Below are 16,637 nucleotides of genomic sequence, written 5' to 3'. Positions count from 1 at the left end.
ATGGATGTCATTGCAATGGATGACGTGAGTCTCAGTCAAGGCGGCTTTCGGCTGTCTTCCATTTCAGCAGCTGTTCCTAAAGGGAGTGTGACCGGAATCATTGGCCCGAATGGGTCAGGTAAGTCGACTTTTATCAAAGCGGCCGCACGACTGACCTCAATCGAAAGCGGCATGATTTACATTCACGACATCCCGCAAAAAGAGATGACGGCACAGGAGATCGCCAAGGAGGTGGCGGTTCTCATGCAAACAAGAACCGCCATTCCATCGATGACAGTACGTGAGCTGGTCGCACTTGGACGCAGTCCGCACCGTTCCATCTGGAAAAAAAGCGGCACGTCAGATCATGAAGCGATTGAGTGGGCGCTTGAGGTGACGAATAGCCGCACCAATGAAAACAGAATGCTCCATACATTATCAGGCGGAGAAAGACAAAAGGCATATATTGCAATGGCACTGGCTCAGAAGACAGAGACTATCATTCTGGATGAGCCAACCACTTATTTAGACATTGCGCATCAGCTTGAATTACTGGAGCTGCTCAAACAGCTGAATCAAACACATGGCATCACCATTTTAATGGTTCTCCATGACTTGCAGCAGGCCGCAAAATATTGTGACCGTCTCATTGCTATGAAGCGTGGTCAAGTGCATCAAATTGGCTCACCAAAAGAAGTGTTAACAGAAGACTTTTTCAAGGAGGTTTTTGGGATTCAGGCAGAGGTTCACTTAGACGGACCGCATCCACTCATTATCCCCATTGCCTCCATTCAACAACAAAAGGGAGATGAACCAAACATGATTATTGTAAACAACCAAGTAAGAGTAGAAAAAGGCAGTGCAGACCACCTTGTTAAACGGTTTAACAAGCAGGGACAAGTAGAATTTATGGAAGGCTTTTTAGGAATGGAAGTATGGGTCACTCAACAGACAACTGATTACGATGAAGTGACCATTCACACCCGCTGGAATCGAAAAGAAGACTTTGTGAATTGGACAAAATCTCAGGCATTTGGTGATGCGCATGCTCATGGAAAGGCGAAACCTGAAGGCCTGTTAAAAAACAAAATTACGTACTATGAAGTGCAAGTGACAAGACCCGCTTTACAGAAAAAAGCCTAAATATTCAAAAGCGCTGCAGCGAAGAAGCAGCGCTATTTTTTTGTGATTGTCTCTTTCCGTCACATATTTTTGACAAAGTATTCAAACAACAGACACAATCCCATCCAAATTTTAGGTAAAATTTACTTTATTTTTGAAGCGTATGGGTGTAAAGTACAGGTATAAATAACTAACCGAATGAAAATCAAGAGTAAAATTTCACTGAGTGAACTATATCAAATGGACTTTCATTTGTGAATCATTGAACAAATAGTGAACTTTTTGTGAAATGGTGAGCATAAATATCTCGAATCATTCGGCATGCGAAAGTAAGGGAGGATGTAAGGCTGTGAGTGAGCTGTTTTTAGCAAGATTTCAATTTGCCTCAACGACATTATTTCATTTTATTTTTGTTCCTATGTCTATAGGTTTGGTATTTATCGTTGCATTGATGCAAACCCTTTATGTCGTCAAGAAAAAAGAGATTTATAAAAAGATGGCGAAATTTTGGGGTCACCTTTTCTTAATTAACTTTGCAGTAGGTGTGGTGACAGGGATTCTGCAAGAATTCCAGTTTGGGATGAACTGGTCTGATTATTCAAGGTTTGTCGGTGATGTCTTTGGTGCACCGCTTGCCATTGAAGCGCTATTGGCCTTTTTCCTTGAATCTACATTTATTGGACTTTGGATATTCGGCTGGGATCGTCTGCCGAAAAAAATTCATTTGTTATGTATTTGGCTTGTTTCTCTTGGTACGATCTTTTCGGCGTTTTGGATTTTACTCGCCAACTCATTTATGCAGGAGCCAGTTGGATTTGTGATTAAAAATGGCCGTGCAGAAATGAACGACTTTGGGGCGCTCGTGACAAATCCGCAACTTTGGGTAGAGTTCCCGCACGTTCTGTTTGGTGCATTGGCAACCGGTGCTTTCTTTATCGCGGGTGTCAGTGCCTATAAAATGATCAAAAAACAAGAAGTCGCCTTTTTCAAAAAATCTTTCCAGATTGCCATGGTGCTTGCTTTCATTTCTGGCTTAGGTGTAGCGTTCTCTGGACATGATCAAGCGAAGCACTTAATGGAATCACAGCCGATGAAGATGGCAGCAAGTGAAGCCCTTTGGAAGGATAGTGGAGATCCAGCGGCTTGGACACTATTTGCCAACATTGACACAGATAAAAAAGAAAACTCTGCGGAGATCAATATTCCGTTTGCTTTAAGTTACTTGGCCTATTCTAAGTTTAGTGGGGATGTGCCAGGCATGCTGACCCTTCAAAAAGAATATGAAGCCAAGTTTGGTCCTGGAGATTACATTCCTCCAGTCAAAACAACCTTCTGGAGCTTTAGAATCATGGTAGGTGCCGGCATGTTGATGATTTTTGCTAGTATGATTGGTTTGTATTTGAGCTTTAGAAAAAAACTAGAATCAAACAAATGGTATTTACGCTTCATGGTATGGATGATTGCGTTCCCGTTTATTGCAAACTCAGCTGGTTGGATCATGACGGAAATTGGGCGTCAGCCGTGGACAGTCTTTGGTATGATGACAACCGCACAATCCATTTCACCAAACGTATCGTACGGCATGTTGCTATTCTCAGTCATTAGCTTTACGACCATTTATCTGATTCTTGCCATCGTGCTTGCCTACTTATTCATTCGAGAAATTAAAAAAGGTGCACATTCTGAAGAGAATACAGATCAAAAGGATGAAACGGACCTGTCTACAGATCCATTTGATGGAGGCGCATATCATGGCATATCTTAACGAGATTTGGTTTATTCTTGTCGCAGTATTGTTTGTTGGATTTTTCTTCTTAGAAGGATTTGATTTTGGTGTCGGGATGTCCATGCAGCTGCTTGGAAAAGATGCACACGAGCGCCGCATTTTAATCAATACGATTGGCCCTTTCTGGGATGCGAATGAGGTCTGGCTGATTACAGCTGGTGGAGCTATTTTCGCCGCTTTTCCTCACTGGTACGCTACGATGTTCAGCGGATACTATATTCCGTTTGCAGTTCTTTTATTAGCGCTCATTGGGCGGGGGGTCGCCTTTGAATTTAGAGGGAAGGTCGAGAAGGCTTCATGGATCAAAACGTGGGACTGGGTGATCTTCTTTGGCAGCCTGCTTCCGCCATTTTTACTCGGCGTGCTATTCACAAGTATTTTACGAGGAATGCCCATTGATCAAAGCATGAATATGTACGCTGGATTTACAGACTTTGTGAATCTTTATTCAGTGATCGGCGGGGTAGCCGTGACGGTTCTTTGCCTCCTGCATGGATTGATTTTCGTCACACTTCGCACTGAGGGTGATTTAAGAAATCGTGCAAGAAAGCTCGGTCAGCGTGTTTTATTGATTGCACTACCAGTTCTTGTTCTATTTGTTGGTGTGTCTATTCTTGAAACAGACATTTATACCGTGCGTCCGATCATCACAATCCCTTTAACTGTACTCATTGTGGTTTGTTATGTAGCGGCTCTATTCTTTATGAGAAAAGAGCGTGATGGCTGGACATTTTTATTCACAGGTGCAGGTATTATGGTGACAGTGACCATGCTTTTCACAGCATTATTCCCGCGTGTCATGATTAGTTCGATCAACCATGCATTCGACCTCACCATTCAAAACGCTGCATCAGGATCTTATTCACTGACGGTCATGACGATTGTTGCCATTTCTTTGCTACCTTTTGTGCTTGGGTATCAAATCTGGAGCTACTATGTCTTCCGTAAACGTGTAAGCGGTAAGGAGCCAATGACCTACTAATGGATAAACGTTTGCTTCAACTAAAAGGAATGAGGGGGCTTCTTGCCCTCTTAGGTATTGTGTCAATCATCCAAGGAGCAAGTATTATTTTTCAAGCACAGTGGCTGGCACATGCCATAACAACGCTGTTTGACGGGAAGAGCCTCATGCAGGCAACGCCTTATGTCTTGCTGTTTCTTGCTGCCTTTCTGGTGCGGCACGGTCTCACCTTGATGCGGGAGAAGGTCATGTTCACCTATTCTTCCCGAATTGGAGCAGACGTCAGAAAGCAGCTGTTGGACCAGCTGTTCCGTTTAGGTCCAGCTTTCACGAAGAAAAAAGGAACAGGAAAGCTTGTGACATTGGCGATGGAGGGCATTGCCCAATATCGTCAGTATTTACAGCTGTTTTTGCCGAAAATGGTGAACATGGCAGTTATTCCGGTGATGGTGCTTGTCTATGTTTGGACATTAGATGAAACATCTGCTGTCATTCTGATTGTCACACTGCCAATTTTAATTGTTTTTATGATTTTGCTAGGACTTGTCGCTCAGCGTAAAGCGGCCAAACAATGGAGATCGTATGAGAAATTATCCAATCATTTTACTGATTCTCTCCGTGGCCTGGAAACGCTTCGCTACTTAGGGATTAGCAAAAAGCATTCTCGCAATATTGCAGAGGTCTCGAAGCGTTATCGAAAGGCGACGATGAGCACACTGAAAGTCGCCTTTCTTTCATCTTTTGCTCTCGATTTCTTTTCTATGCTGTCCATTGCGACTGTCGCTGTATTTCTCGGCTTGCGCTTAATTGAAGGAGATCTTTTGTTATTGCCGGCTTTGACCGCACTGATGCTCGCGCCAGAATATTTTTTGCCAGTCCGTGAAGTGGGAAATGATTATCATGCGACGTTAAACGGTAAAGAAGCGAATGAGGCGATTCAAGTGATTTTAGAGGAAAAGGGCTTCCGAGAGCAGGAGACACAATCTGTGCAGCTGAACGAGTGGAATGAGCAATCTGAGCTCACACTGCAAGATGTCAGTGTCTTGCATGATGAACATGCTCCTTATTCGATTCAGGATGTCGATCTCACTGTGAAAGGAAAGAAAAAGATTGGGATCATCGGTGCCAGTGGTTCGGGGAAATCGACGTTAACGGATGTTCTCGGCGGTTTTGTTGAACCGTCTGCAGGTGAAATCATCCTAAACGGCAAGCCGCTTGCTCATTTACAGCTGGCGGCATGGCAAAAAGAAGTCGTTTATATGCCGCAGCATCCTTATTTATTTCACATGACACTGAGAGAAAACATTCGTTTTTATGAACCGAATGCAACAGATGAAGACGTCGAAAGAGCGGTGCAAGAGGCAGGTTTGTCTCAGCTCGTAGCTGATCTCCCCAATGGACTGGATGAGGTCATTGGCGAACAGGGCAGAGGACTGAGCGGTGGACAAGCGCAGCGGATTGCACTCGCTCGCACAGTGCTCGGCCAGCGATCCATTATGCTGTTAGATGAACCAACGGCTCATCTGGATATTGAGACAGAGTATGAATTGAAGAAAACAATGCTTCCATTGTTTGAAGATAAACTTGTGTTTTTAGCCACACACAGACTTCATTGGATGACGGATATGGATGAAATCATTGTGATGGATCATGGGACGATTGCAGAGATGGGGACTCATGAATCATTAATGAAAAGAAAAGGTGTGTACTATCAATTGGTACAGGAACAAATGGGGGCGGTCACACATGGTCAGTAAAGGCTGGTTTATACCTTATATCAAGGAGAATCAAAAGCTGTTTGCCTTGGTGCTTTTTTTAGGGGCGATTGCGGTGTTTTCTGCTTCTATGCTCATGTATACGTCAGGGTTCCTCATTTCAAAAGCTGCCACAAGACCTGAGAATATCTTGATGGTCTATGTCCCAATCGTGGCAGTACGTACCTTTGGTATTTCACGCTCAGCTGCTCGTTATGCAGAGAGACTGGCGAGCCATCAGCTCATTTTGACGATGATTGAAAAAATGCGGGTACGTCTTTATGACATGGCTGAACGAAGTGCCAAACAGACTAAGCTTGGAACAGGTGAAATGCTTGGGCTGTTATCAGAAGATGTGGAGAGATTACAGGATGCGTATTTAAAAACAATTTTTCCATCCATCGGTGCGCTGCTTTTATATGCCGCTTCGATTGGAGCACTTGGGCTTTTTTCATGGCCTTTTGCCGGATTGATGCTGCTTTATATGGCGCTGCTCGTATTTGTATTCCCATACATCACAGTACTTGTGAACCGGGCACGACAAATTCAAATGAAGAAAGGCAGAAATGAACTGTACAGCCATTTAACAGATGCCGTCATGGGCGTGAGTGACTGGTTGTTTAGCGGCAGACAGAACGATTTCGTTGAAGGCTATGAACGAAAAGAAGCAAAGCTATTAGCACTCGAAGCGGCAAAGCACCGGTTTATCCGTCTACGCCAATTTTTAGCACAGCTAGTCATTGGAGGAGCAGTCGTCCTTGTCGTGTATTGGAGCGGCTCAGTCGTTCAGGCTGGTTCTATGCCGCACACGCTCATCGCAGCCTTTGTGCTTGTGCTGTTTCCATTAACAGAAGCCTTTCTTCCGCTGTCAGATGCAGCAGGCGATATTCCTGTTTATCAGCATGCCGTCAGCAGATTAAATCATTATGAAGAGCAGTCGTATGAAGGATTAGTGGAGAGGAAGGCAGCAGAGGAGACACCCGTCTCTGATGGCGTTGAAGCGGTCTGTTTTGATCAAGTCACCTTCGGATATGAAGTCAATCAACATGTACTAAAGCATTTTTCGTTTTCCCTGAAGCAAGGTGAATCGCTCGCTCTTTTAGGAAAAAGCGGTGCAGGCAAATCGACCATTTTAAAATTGTTAGAAGGGGCAGTCGTGCCAAATCAAGGGGGTGTCAGCATTCAGGGGAAACCGGTACAAAGCATTCAAGAGGAGATATCCTCTTATGTGTCTGTGCTCAATCAACAGCCTTATTTATTCGATACGTCTGTTTTAAACAACATTCGCTTAGGCTCTCCAGAAGCGACAGAAGAGCAAGTAAAAGAAGCCGCGCGGCAAGTGCAGCTGCACGATTACATTGAGTCTTTGCCAGAAGGTTATCACACAGGTGTACAAGAGACAGGGGTTCGTTTCTCTGGTGGAGAAAGGCAGCGTATGGCTCTAGCTCGGATTTTGCTGCAAAACACACCGATTGTTGTATTAGATGAACCAACCGTCGGGCTTGATCCACGTACAGAGCGTGAATTGCTTGAAACAATCTTCCGTGTGTTAAAAGGAAAAACAGTCATTTGGATCACCCATCATCTCACTGGCTGTGAGGCATGTGACCGTATGATGTTTATTGAAGCTGGTCGCATTGAGATGGAGGGGCATCATCAAGATTTGCTGAAAGAAAATGTGCGTTATCAAAAGCTGTATGAAATGGACCGTCCATTTTCGGTCGTGTAAAAAATGAATGACAAAGAACGTTCGGACAGTAGATTTCTGTCCGAACGTTTTTTGGGGCTTAAGGGTTTACTTTTCCTACACCCGCATTTGATACAACTTCTGATTTCACATTGTTCACGTTAAGCAAAGAGTAGTTATAAGGAGGGTTGTACGTACCTGTTGAAGACGTTGGCAGGCTACCTGTGCTGTTAATATAAGAGTTGTTGATGACATGCCAAGTACCAACTTTACTGCTGTCCCAGCTGCCGATGGCATTTTTCGTGTTTTCAAATACGTTGTGTTCAATTCTCATTTTCGCGCCCATACGTGAATTAATCGCTGTTGTTAGGATGTTTTTGTAATAGTTGTTATACACATGGCCTTCCCCGAAGCGCATAGACGGTACACGAGAGTTCAAGTTTTCAAAACGGTTGTTGTGGAACGTGATTTTTCTGTTGTAGTTATCGTTATCGGAGCTGCCCATCAGCATCGTTTTCCAGCTGTCATGGACATAGTTCCATGAGAACGTAATGTAATCAGAGTCATTTTTCACATCGAATAACCCATCATAGTCATCTTTATCAGAGTTTAAAGTGTTGTAGAGTTCATTATGGTCGACCCATACGTTTTTAGAGGCACCTTCGATTCCGATGGCATCTTTATCACCGATTTTGCTGTGATGGATTTTGAGGTTGCGGATGATGACGTTATTGGCGCGCCATACTTTAATACCAATCCCGTTAAATTCGCCGTTTGTCCCTTTACCGACGATGGAGACATTGTTTGTATCTTTCACATCAATTTTATTGGCTGAAGTATTAGAAGGAGTAATGGTTCCGTCTACCACGATTTTCAATTTTTCATTTGTTCCTTTGCTTTTGAGGGCAGCTAATAGTTCATTTCCGGTTTTCACCGTCACTGTTTTACCGCCTTCACCGCCTGTTGTACCGCCATTTAATGTGGAGAATCCTTGCTGATTAAAATTGGCCATAATCGAAGGGCTTTCTGGATATTTCGTTGCTGCTTTTGCCTCCCCATTTGGCGCAAATAATGAAGTCACGAGACCAACCGCTAACACACCAGCTAACATTGGAACTTTTTTCTTCAACATGAACATCTCCATTCTCTATTTTGTTTTAATGTAAACGTTTCCAAAATAAGCTGCGATTCAACCGCTCCCCCTTCCTTCGCCAGCATCGCCTCTTTCGGAATGTAGGAAGAGCATAGCACGCAAAAAGGTATCATCGGCTAAGAATTGGAACGAAGTATTCCACGATTTTCAAGGAAACTAAGGCAATGATTATTTCAATTTATCTACATGAGACAAGGATCATTGACGATAGGTATTGGGGTAACCTAGTGATTATGAAAAGGACGTTCTTCTTTTCAAGGAAAATCAAGATGATTACGAAAGCGTCATTTTGTTAGAGACAAAGACATGTCATAATCATTACATAAGAAAAAATTGGATATCAAATAGATCCATGCGCTAAACAGCAGGTAGAAAAGGCTCCAATTAAAAAAAGAAGGTCTATTTTAAACGATGCGATCACCGGTGTCGTCTAATCAATAAGAGATAGAAAGGAAGGAGGGACGTGTTTGGAGCAGACCGAGGAGACTTTATGGATCAAGCGGGCAAAACAGGGGGATGATGCCGCATTTACCGCCCTTTATCGGCATCATTATTCGTTTCTTTACCGTTATTTGATGAAATTGACCCTTCAACAAGAGCTGACAGAGGAGATCATGCAAGAAACGATGCTCAAAGCGTACATGAAACTTTCTTCTTTTAGAGGAGATTCATTATTTTCAACATGGCTCATGTCCATTGCATCTAGACAATTTTTAGATCATCAAAAGAAAGGAAAACGTGAACAAACGAGAGAAGGGAAGGCGAATCAAGAAGCCATCCGCCGGTTCAAATGGGATGTTCAGCAAAAAGGCCATACTTGGCATGACATGTGGGATGCTCTAAATGAGTTAAAGGCTCAGGAGAGAGCACCGATCCTTCTCCATTACTATTATGGCTTTACTTACCCTGAAATCGCTTCGATGCTCGGGGTGAGAGAAGGTACGGTGAAATCGAGGGTTCATCATGGGATCAAGAAAATTCGAAAGGAGTGGGACTGATGAAAGAAGATCGTTACGCCGATCGTTTAAAAGAGGAGTTGCAGGAGCTCGATGAACAAATCGAAGTAGAAAAGCCGAGTGAACAAGCTTTGATGTTGATGCTAAAGCAGGCAAAGGAAAAAGAGAAAAAACGTTTTAAACAAGAAGTGCTGGCGTACATCATCGTCAGTCTGACCATCATGACACTTTTTGCAGCTGCCATTACTCATTTGCCCATCATCTTCATTCTTCTCCAAGTGGTGAGCGTGCCACTCTGTGTGGTTGTCGGCATCAAGGAATATCAACAGATTAAAGGAGGGTCTTCCTTATGAGTCATACAGATATGATCATCTTATTGTGCGTATTGCCGTTACTGTTTGCACAAGGATTTCTCTTATTTATGGATGCTAAGAAAAGAGGGCGGTATAAATGGTTCTGGGGCATCATTGGGTTAATCAACTTCCCATCTTCTTCTATTTTATATTGGCTGTGTGTTGTCTTACCTGATCGGAAAAGAGGAGAAAAGCTCAGAAAAGATTGAAAGACGTTGTAAAACTTTTGACCTTTTTTTTGAATGATCATCATCTAGAAAAAGTGAAAGTTTCATGAATGTGTCAAAGAAAGCGGGATGTTGAACGTCCAGTTCGTCATTTCTAGCACGATAGTCATTCTTTGAGCGGGTCATTTTCATGACGGAAGGTGATTCTGCTTGATCTATCTCATTTCGGCATCGTTTTCATCTGTTATCAATATTGATCAGTTTTTACAAATGGTGTTAAATTAATCTCAATATGCGTTAGAAAATCTAACAACCAAAGAGTGAGATATTGACAAGGAGGCAGATGAGACATGTTGACCTTAGATCGAGCAGCACAAACAGCACAAAGCTACATCCACCGTGTGCTAGAGGATGTTGAAAAACGGAATCCAGGCGAGGCGGAATTCCAGCAAGCTGTGAAAGAAATTCTGGAATCCCTCGTCCCGGTTTTTGCAAAACACCCAGAGTATGAAAAACAGGGGATCTTAGAACGCTTAATTGAGCCTGAGCGGCTTGTGATGTTTCGTGTACCGTGGGTAGACGATGAAGGCAAAGTACAGGTGAACAGAGGATTCAGGGTTCAATTTAATAGTGCCATCGGTCCTTATAAGGGGGGCATTCGGTTTCACCCATCGGTCAATGCAAGCATCATCAAGTTTTTAGGATTTGAACAAATCTTTAAAAACGCACTGACAGGTTTGCCGATCGGCGGAGGGAAAGGTGGATCAGATTTTGACCCTAAAGGGAAATCTGATGGAGAAATCATGCGTTTTGTTCAAAGTTTTATGAGTGAACTCAGTCGTTATATTGGACCTGATCAAGATGTACCGGCAGGAGATATTGGGGTAGGTGCACGCGAAATTGGCTATATGTTCGGACAGTACAAAAAAATGCGTGGTGCGTATGAAGCAGGTGTCCTGACAGGAAAAAGTCCTGGTTTTGGAGGCAGCTTAGCGAGAAAAGAAGCGACAGGCTATGGACTGGTGTACTTTATGGAAGAAATGTTAAAAGCCCACGGAATGCAATTTGAAGGGCGATCTGTTGTTGTGTCTGGCTCAGGGAATGTATCGATTTATGCGATGGAAAAAGTATTGGAATTAGGCGGAAAGGTTGTGGCTTGTAGTGATTCAAGCGGAGCCATTTACGACCCTCAAGGCATTTCACTTGAGACAGTGAAGCAGCTGAAGGAAGTCGACAACCAGCGAATTGCTGCCTACATAGACATTCACCCGCATGCTGAATTGATTGAAGATTGCGAACAAATTTGGTCTCTTCCTTGTGACATTGCGCTGCCATGTGCGACCCAAAATGAAATTTCAGAGTCGCAAGCACAGCAGCTAGTGGCAAACGGTGTCATCGCTGTAGGAGAAGGGGCCAATATGCCGTCCACACTTGAGGCCGTCAAAGTATTTGAACAACATGATATTTTGTTTGCACCAGCAAAAGCAGCAAATGCTGGCGGAGTGGGTGTTTCGGCGTTAGAAATGGCGCAAAACAGTGCGAGAATGTCTTGGACTTTTGAAGAAGTAGATGGTCAGTTGAAACAAATGATGCAGTCGATTTATCGTCAGTGTACTGAGACAGCTGAAGAATACGGATACGCTGGAAACTTAATGGTAGGCGCAAATATTGCAGGATTTCGCAAAGTGGCAGATGCCATGATCGCACAAGGCGTTATTTAACTCCTGCTCTCCCGCACCTGTTTATTTCATCACAAGATCGGGAATCGTCTTGTAAGAATGACAATAAGGAGGCGCGGGAGAAAATGAAAAAGTGGCTGAAACAAATTGTCAAATGGGCACCAGTGATTTATCCAGTGGTGAGGAAAATATACAAAGAACGAAAAGCATCCAAAAGTCGTAACGTATCAGCCGGGTAATCCGGCTTTTTTTTATGAAATGAATGAAACAAAAAAATATGCTGTGTGAATGATCCATTTCACTTCTCTCTCCGTTAAGTACATAACAAACGGAAAGAGGAGGCAAAACAGATGAAAATGAAAAAAGCATTTTTAACGATCCCACTTAGTGCAGCATTATTATTACCAACTGCTCAAATGGCAAGTGCACACGAAGGACATATGCATGGGGATGCAAAAAAGTCGTCATCATCACAAGAGGTGTCAAATAAAGCAACGGATCTTCGCGCAGCGCTTGATCAGCTCTTCTCAGAGCATGCTTATTTAGCAGTGATCACGATGCAAAAGGGAATTGATGGCAGTAAAGATTTTGATCAAGCAGCCGCAGCGTTAAATGAAAACACGAATGATCTATCAGATGCGATCGCCTCTGTGTATGGAAAAAAAGCAGGGAAACAATTCAAAGAGATTTGGTCAAGCCATATCGGCTACTTTGTTGATTATGTACAAGCGACAGCGAAAAAAGATGAAGCAGGTAAAAAGAAAGCGGTCAAAGAGCTTGATCAATACCGCATGAAACAAGCTGATATGCTTGATAAAGCAACAGGTGGAAGATTGAAAGCAAGTGAACTTGAAGAAGGGTTAAAGATGCACGTCAATGAACTGCTAAAAGCTTTTGATAGTTACACAGAAAAGGATTTTGATACAACCTATGAAACGGTTAGAAAATCCATTCATCATATGTTTGAAGTAGGTAAAGGTGTATCATGGGCGATTACAGATCAATTTCCTGGGAAATTTGATCAAAAATCAGTCGATACTCCAGCGGCAGATCTTCGTGAGGATTTAAACTACTTGTTCTCAGAGCATTTGGCACTCGCGGTAGTGGCTATGCAAAAAGGGAATGATGGCAGCAAGGACTTTGACCAAGCAGCCGCAGCCTTAAATGAAAATACAAATGATTTATCAGATGCGATTGCTTCTGTTTACGGAAAAGATGCAGGAAAACAATTTAAAACGATCTGGTCAAGTCATATCGGATATTTAGTTGATTATGTTAAAGCGGATGCATCAGGAGACGAGCAAGCAAAAGAGAAGGCTGTCAAAGATTTAGATGCTTACCGTATGAAACAAGCAAAATTTTTAGATCAAGCGACAGATGGACGATTGAAGGCGGCTGACTTAGAAGCTGGGTTGAAAACCCATATTGATGAGCTCATCAAAACGTACACGTCTTATCATCATGGTGAATATGATCAGCTGTACCCGACTGTCAGAGAAGCATACGGCCATATGTTCATGGTTGGTCAAGATGTCGCATCAGCTATTGTCGATCAGCATCCTGACATGTTCAAATCCAACATGCCAAATGAGATGCCGAAAACAGGTATGGGAGGCACAGCCGGTCCATTAGGTATGTCATATGAAGCATTTGCTGGGATGATGGCAAGTCTCATCTTAGCCGGAGGTGCAGTGGGGGCGTTCTTCCTCATTCGCCGTAAACCATCAAATTAAGCAGGCATCAAGACAAGAGGGAACGTGCACAATCGTGCCGTTCCTTTCTTCAAAAGGAGGTCGACTTGCGTGAAAAGATGGCTGTTTGGTATTCTGACGCTTTTCATCATCACGGGCTGCGCATCCCAATCAATAGATGAAAAGTCATCCTCTGAAACTGCATCATCTCCTGAGCCAATGACAGCAAAACAAGCCAAGAATCAATCTCATTCACACGACACATTAAAAGATGAGCCATCGGGTATTGTTCCCGCTGACATCTCCATTCCAGCGATTGATGTCCAAGCAAAAGTGGAGAAAACGACTTTATCAAAGGATGGCAGTATGGGTGTTCCACAAAATACAGATCACACAGCTTGGTTTGAAGATGGTCCGAAGCCTGGTGATAAAGGGAATGCTGTCATAAATGGTCATGTTGATAATAAATGGGGACCAGCTGTTTTTTATCGACTAAAGGAGCTAAAAAAGGGAGACAAAGTCATTGTCACATCCTCGTCAGGGGAAAAGCGAACCTTTGAGGTTCTCAAGGTGAAAAGCTATCCGCGTGAAGAGAAACCAAATGCTTTTTTTGGATACGCCTTTACTCGGAATCTCAATTTCATCACATGTACGGGAAGTTTTGATCATGCAGCCGGCACACATGAAAAAAGATTGGTTGTCTTTACACAACTGATTTCCTCATAGAAAAGGCGGATACACGAAGGTGTAACGCCTTTTTTTCATGAATCCCACAACAGCATCTTAGAAGAAGATTCATAGGTCATTAGATATGGTTTTTTGTATAAATAGGGATATTTGTCATATAAATGAGTGGGCGATTTTTATTTTATTCTCAGTAGAATATGAGTGATGAAGAGAACTGCGAGCGTATACAACCTGTCCAAACAAGGCAGATTCTCCATTCTAAAAGAAGGAGGCCGACTAATGCTAAGTAAAAGACTGGCGCACATTTTAAGTCAGCTGATGGCAGCTGAGACTCCTCTCACGAGCGCTGCGCTTTCTGTCAGTTTACAAGTGACAAGCCGCACCATTCGAACAGACATCAAGGAACTGAATGAGCGTCTAGCCCCTTATCAAGCAGCTGTATCAGCTGTTAGAGGCGCTGGCTATGAGCTGTTGATCAACGATGAGAATGCCTTTCGCCGTTTTATGAAGGAAGAAGTCGAACAGGAAGAACCGCTTGCTGTTCTTCCAGAAGAGCGAGTTCGATTTATTTTGAAAAAGCTGCTTCTAGCGGAATCATATGTGAAGCTGGAAGACTTACAGGAGCAGCTGTTTATTAGTAAATCGACGATGAGTAATGACATGAAATGGGTCAAACGTAAGCTCGAACCCTTTGATCTGAAGCTGGAAGCAAAGCCGAATAAAGGTTGCCGGATCAAAGGATCTGAGATGAAAATCCGTTATTGCATGTCAGAATATTTATTCAATGAACGGCGTTCCTATCAAACCATGCTGGACACGGCGGTTACGATTTTGCCAAAACAGGAGCTGGAGTTGATTCAGAGAACCATGATTGATTATATCAACGAGGAAAAAATGAATCTATCAGACATTTGCATGAATAATTTAATTGTTCATATTGCTATTGCCTGTAAACGGATTAGACACGGAAACTATGTATCTGTGCTGCCTGAAGAAATCAACGAAATCCCAAGGGCAAAAGAATACAAGGTAGCCCAAAAAATGGTTGAGCGTCTTGAAGGGCTGCTGGATGTCTCATTTCCACAAGAGGAAATTGTTTATATCGCCATTCATTTGCTAGGAACAGCCAAAATGGTACAGTCTTTTTCAACGGGCGGTCAAAAACAAATTGTGGATGATGACACGAGCCGTCTTGTTCAGCTGATGCTGAAAGCCATTGATCAAAAATTGCAGCTGGATTTAGCGGGAGATGCGGAATTGCTGATTGGCCTCAGTTTGCACTTAAAGCCAGCGATCAATCGGTGTAAGTATGGAATGAATTTAAGAAATCCAATGCTTGATGAGATCAAAGCGGGCTATCCAATTGCCTTTGAAGCAGGGATTGTGGCGAGCAGGGTCATTGAAGAAGAGACAGGTTTGTCCATTCATGAAAATGAGATCGGCTATATGGCACTTCATTTTGGTGCGGCCTTAGAGCGCAGGAAAATGGAGATACCACCGAAGCGATGCCTGATTGTCTGTGCGTCTGGTGCAGGGAGTGCAAGGCTACTTCAAGATCGTTTGCGGTCACAATTTGGGTCGAAGCTGACCATTTTAGGCACAGCAGAGCTTTATTCGCTTCCGCATGTCTCTTTACATGCATTGGATTTAATTATTACAACCATTCCCATTCATATGGATTTACCGATTCCGGTCATTCAAGTGAACACGATTTTAGGAGGCAGTGATTTTTTAAAAATAGAAGATGCTTTGACAAGTGAAACAAGAGTGACATTAGCCACGCAATATATGAAAAAGGAATTGGTCTTTACAAAACGCGCCTTTCAAACAAAGGAAGAGGTCATACACTTTCTCACGCAAAAGGTCATTGACATGGGCTTAGCGCCAGCAGAACTTACACAATCTGTGATGGAAAGAGAAGAGTCTGCACCGACTTCATTTGGGCATTATACAGCGATTCCGCATCCGATGACCCCGCTGACAGAAGAGACGTTTTGGGCGATCTGTACATTAGAAAAACCGATTATTTGGGGAGAGAAAAAAGTTCAATTTGTGTGCTTGCTTTGTGTCGAAAAAGAGAATGCCAAAGACTTAAAAGGCATGTACCGTCTGCTTGGAGAGCTTGTCCATCATGTGAAATTTATTCAGCACCTCATCACCTGTGACACCTTTGAAGACATGCTGGATGTCATGGATAAAAAAGCGCCTTCGTACAAGAACTAATGGTGTGATATTAACTTTTTCCGCTTCCTAAAGGAAAAAGTATGGGTGTTTATGAAAGCGTTTTCATAATATGATGAATGTGTAAAGAAAAGCTTCATACTTCAAAAAGGGGGCGTTTACAATGAACATTTTATTAGTTTGTGCAGCAGGTATGTCAACAAGCTTACTTGTCACAAAAATGGAGAAAAGTGCACAAGAACAAGGAAAAGACTATCGTATTTGGGCAGTATCTGGAGATGCTGCAAAAAATCATATTGATCAAGCCGATGTGCTTTTATTAGGACCTCAAGTTCGTTATTTATTACCGCAAATGAAAAAACTCGGAGAAGACAAAGGAATTCCAGTAGACGTGATTAATACCGTGCATTATGGCGTATGTAATGGTGCTGAGGTTTTAAAATCTGCTGAACAGTTAGTGAACGGATAAAGGGGGCGGAAG

General features: G+C 43.0%; 15 protein-coding genes. 14 read left to right on the top strand and 1 reads right to left on the bottom strand.

The annotated features are described in order from the left end of the window. From isdG to cydC, 5 genes are all read left to right on the top strand, one after another. On the top strand, positions 1 to 1,122 hold the full coding sequence (isdG, locus tag ACNO7B_RS17865) for a heme oxygenase (protein WP_079919928.1): 1,122 nt from the start codon (positions 1 to 3) through the stop codon (positions 1,120 to 1,122). A 328-nt stretch (positions 1,123 to 1,450) separates the two neighbouring features. After that, positions 1,451 to 2,866 (top strand): cytochrome ubiquinol oxidase subunit I, encoded by a 1,416-nt coding sequence (locus tag ACNO7B_RS17860; protein ID WP_017368320.1) that lies wholly within the window; start codon positions 1,451 to 1,453, stop codon positions 2,864 to 2,866. After that, positions 2,853 to 3,869, top strand: a complete 1,017-nt coding sequence (gene cydB, locus ACNO7B_RS17855) for a cytochrome d ubiquinol oxidase subunit II (protein ID WP_025208210.1) — start codon at positions 2,853 to 2,855, stop codon at positions 3,867 to 3,869. Before ACNO7B_RS17860 ends, cydB begins: the two co-directional genes overlap by 14 nt. Next, positions 3,869 to 5,605 carry a thiol reductant ABC exporter subunit CydD gene (gene cydD / locus ACNO7B_RS17850; protein WP_417901785.1) on the top strand — a complete coding sequence of 579 codons (1,737 nt, stop codon included), beginning with the start codon at positions 3,869 to 3,871 and terminating at the stop codon, positions 5,603 to 5,605. The genes cydB and cydD overlap by 1 nt, the downstream gene beginning before the upstream one ends. Then, positions 5,595 to 7,331 carry a thiol reductant ABC exporter subunit CydC gene (gene cydC / locus ACNO7B_RS17845; protein ID WP_417901784.1) on the top strand — a complete coding sequence of 579 codons (1,737 nt, stop codon included), beginning with the start codon at positions 5,595 to 5,597 and terminating at the stop codon, positions 7,329 to 7,331. Before cydD ends, cydC begins: the two co-directional genes overlap by 11 nt. Before the next feature lie 58 nt (positions 7,332 to 7,389). Here the strand turns inward: cydC and ACNO7B_RS17840 are convergent, their stop codons facing one another. Next, on the bottom strand, positions 7,390 to 8,421 hold the full coding sequence (locus ACNO7B_RS17840) for a pectate lyase family protein (protein ID WP_017368316.1): 1,032 nt from the start codon (positions 8,419 to 8,421) through the stop codon (positions 7,390 to 7,392). A gap of 488 nt (positions 8,422 to 8,909) precedes the next feature. On the opposite strand from ACNO7B_RS17840, the gene sigY reads away from it, so the two are divergent. The 9 genes from sigY (at position 8,910) to ACNO7B_RS17795 (ending at position 16,625) form a co-directional block, all read left to right on the top strand. Continuing rightward, positions 8,910 to 9,440 carry an RNA polymerase sigma factor SigY gene (gene sigY, locus ACNO7B_RS17835; RefSeq protein WP_060781553.1) on the top strand — a complete coding sequence of 177 codons (531 nt, stop codon included), beginning with the start codon at positions 8,910 to 8,912 and terminating at the stop codon, positions 9,438 to 9,440. Next, on the top strand, positions 9,440 to 9,751 hold the full coding sequence (locus tag ACNO7B_RS17830; protein ID WP_417901783.1) for a YxlC family protein: 312 nt from the start codon (positions 9,440 to 9,442) through the stop codon (positions 9,749 to 9,751). Before sigY ends, ACNO7B_RS17830 begins: the two co-directional genes overlap by 1 nt. Further along, positions 9,748 to 9,960: a transcriptional regulator gene (locus ACNO7B_RS17825; protein ID WP_113746851.1), complete on the top strand. Its 213-nt coding sequence runs from the start codon at positions 9,748 to 9,750 to the stop codon at positions 9,958 to 9,960. Before ACNO7B_RS17830 ends, ACNO7B_RS17825 begins: the two co-directional genes overlap by 4 nt. A gap of 308 nt (positions 9,961 to 10,268) precedes the next feature. Further along, positions 10,269 to 11,639 carry an NADP-specific glutamate dehydrogenase gene (gene gdhA / locus ACNO7B_RS17820; protein ID WP_113746852.1) on the top strand — a complete coding sequence of 457 codons (1,371 nt, stop codon included), beginning with the start codon at positions 10,269 to 10,271 and terminating at the stop codon, positions 11,637 to 11,639. A gap of 83 nt (positions 11,640 to 11,722) precedes the next feature. Then, entirely contained in the window at positions 11,723 to 11,836 is a 114-nt protein-coding gene (locus ACNO7B_RS17815; RefSeq protein WP_008345567.1) for a hypothetical protein, read from the top strand. 111 nt (positions 11,837 to 11,947) lie between these two features. Then, on the top strand, positions 11,948 to 13,330 hold the full coding sequence (locus ACNO7B_RS17810) for a hypothetical protein (protein WP_019743488.1): 1,383 nt from the start codon (positions 11,948 to 11,950) through the stop codon (positions 13,328 to 13,330). 69 nt (positions 13,331 to 13,399) lie between these two features. Beyond that, on the top strand, positions 13,400 to 14,014 hold the full coding sequence (locus ACNO7B_RS17805; RefSeq protein WP_417901782.1) for a class F sortase: 615 nt from the start codon (positions 13,400 to 13,402) through the stop codon (positions 14,012 to 14,014). Between the two features lie 240 nt (positions 14,015 to 14,254). Then, entirely contained in the window at positions 14,255 to 16,198 is a 1,944-nt protein-coding gene (locus ACNO7B_RS17800; protein ID WP_417901781.1) for a BglG family transcription antiterminator, read from the top strand. Positions 16,199 to 16,319: 121 nt separating this feature from the next. After that, positions 16,320 to 16,625: a PTS sugar transporter subunit IIB gene (locus tag ACNO7B_RS17795; protein WP_007497889.1), complete on the top strand. Its 306-nt coding sequence runs from the start codon at positions 16,320 to 16,322 to the stop codon at positions 16,623 to 16,625. Positions 16,626 to 16,637 lie beyond the last annotated feature (12 nt).

This window comes from Bacillus sp. AK25 (assembly GCF_048270685.1).
In the GTDB taxonomy this organism is placed as follows: Bacteria; Bacillota; Bacilli; order Bacillales; family Bacillaceae; genus Bacillus; species Bacillus altitudinis.
The sequence above is the reverse complement of the archived record's forward strand: the minus strand, read 5'-3'. Positions and strand labels throughout refer to the sequence as shown.

Coding starts and splice junctions, on each gene's coding strand:
- cydC (WP_417901784.1), top strand. CDS start 5,595: ATGGTCAGTAAAGGCTGGTTTATACCTTATATCAAGGAGAATCAAAAG.
- ACNO7B_RS17815 (WP_008345567.1), top strand. CDS start 11,723: ATGAAAAAGTGGCTGAAACAAATTGTCAAATGGGCACCAGTGATTTAT.
- ACNO7B_RS17800 (WP_417901781.1), top strand. CDS start 14,255: ATGCTAAGTAAAAGACTGGCGCACATTTTAAGTCAGCTGATGGCAGCT.
- ACNO7B_RS17840 (WP_017368316.1), bottom strand. CDS start 8,421: ATGTTGAAGAAAAAAGTTCCAATGTTAGCTGGTGTGTTAGCGGTTGGT.
- cydB (WP_025208210.1), top strand. CDS start 2,853: ATGGCATATCTTAACGAGATTTGGTTTATTCTTGTCGCAGTATTGTTT.
- ACNO7B_RS17795 (WP_007497889.1), top strand. CDS start 16,320: ATGAACATTTTATTAGTTTGTGCAGCAGGTATGTCAACAAGCTTACTT.
- cydD (WP_417901785.1), top strand. CDS start 3,869: ATGGATAAACGTTTGCTTCAACTAAAAGGAATGAGGGGGCTTCTTGCC.
- isdG (WP_079919928.1), top strand. CDS start 1: ATGGATGTCATTGCAATGGATGACGTGAGTCTCAGTCAAGGCGGCTTT.
- ACNO7B_RS17825 (WP_113746851.1), top strand. CDS start 9,748: ATGAGTCATACAGATATGATCATCTTATTGTGCGTATTGCCGTTACTG.
- ACNO7B_RS17830 (WP_417901783.1), top strand. CDS start 9,440: ATGAAAGAAGATCGTTACGCCGATCGTTTAAAAGAGGAGTTGCAGGAG.
- ACNO7B_RS17810 (WP_019743488.1), top strand. CDS start 11,948: ATGAAAATGAAAAAAGCATTTTTAACGATCCCACTTAGTGCAGCATTA.
- gdhA (WP_113746852.1), top strand. CDS start 10,269: ATGTTGACCTTAGATCGAGCAGCACAAACAGCACAAAGCTACATCCAC.